The organism is Parapedobacter indicus (assembly GCF_900113765.1).
Classification (GTDB): Bacteria; Bacteroidota; Bacteroidia; order Sphingobacteriales; family Sphingobacteriaceae; genus Parapedobacter; species Parapedobacter indicus.
In genome coordinates this window covers 1-1,036 of record NZ_FOQO01000033.1, presented here as the reverse complement: position 1 = coordinate 1,036, position 1,036 = coordinate 1, and the positions used below count along the sequence as shown (strand labels likewise).

Sequence of the window (1,036 nt, the reverse complement as noted above, 5' to 3'; positions counted from 1 at the left end):
ACCCGTTGTGCGGTTTAAACAGCAAGCGCATGTTTCAACCTGTTAATATTTCTGTTGTTTAAAAAGTTCGTGTACTGCAATACTGCTACTGCGGAGATCTTTGCGCAGAGCCTTGTGAATAGACCATCAAGTGTCTTGGCATAGTTCCGCTTCAGCATGAGCTGATCACAGAGCTGGGAGAACAGGGTTTCTATACGCTTACGCGCATACCGGTAGCCGGCGTTCCATCCGGACAGCCTGTTTTTCATATTGGCCCGCAGCGGCGTGATGAGCCGTATGCGGCTTTCTTCAAACAGCGAGGTCTGGTATCCCAGCGACAGATACCCTTTGTCGGCTACGAGCTCACAGTCGGTAAGCTGCGTTTCATTCATCCATTGCAGATAATTGACATCGTGCACGTTAGCCGCCGTGATGCCGAAATGGACAGGGACCCCGGAACGGGAAATGACCAGCTGCATCTTGAAACCATAATAATGCAGGCGGTGGGAGGCATGGTATCCACGGCTTGGGTACACCGTGGGATCCTCCCTGCAGATGGCCGCACGGTTTGCTCTTACCGGCTGGCATACCGGCACCGGGATGGAATCCAGGATGTAGCGGTCCGCTTCCGGGTCGATGATACCGGCGATGGATTCGGACACCCACGGGATGTACCTCTGCATCCTTCTTTTGCGTCTGTTGTAATTTGATCTGTCCGGCAACTGGCTGAAATACTGCGGGTAATCACTCTTTATCTTCCCATACAGGTAATTTTCCGAATCGATCCCAAGCGCTTCGGCTGTCAGGGAAAGTGCGATGATATCCAGGTCATTCATCCGGGGTTTGTTCCGGTAACGTTCCAAATTTCCGTCAGCATAAAGATATTTTGCCAAAACAGATTTGCAAATCCGCCGTATCTTCTCGAAATTCGTCTTTAAGTTGTGCATATAGAAAAATGTGAGAAACTTTTCTAATATACTGAATTTCAGTATAGTGCACAACTTATTTGTTAATTTAACTGCCATAAACTATAACTTCCTCAAACCGCACAACGGGT

1 protein-coding gene is annotated in these 1,036 nt (G+C 48.7%); it reads right to left on the bottom strand.

What is annotated here, in order from left to right; all coding sequences use genetic code 11:
- Window positions 1–14: 14 nt before the first annotated feature.
- Complete coding sequence (locus BMZ56_RS25355) at window positions 15–872, bottom strand: IS982 family transposase (protein ID WP_177195312.1); 858 nt, start codon at window positions 870–872, stop codon at window positions 15–17.
- Window positions 873–1,036: the final 164 nt, after the last annotated feature.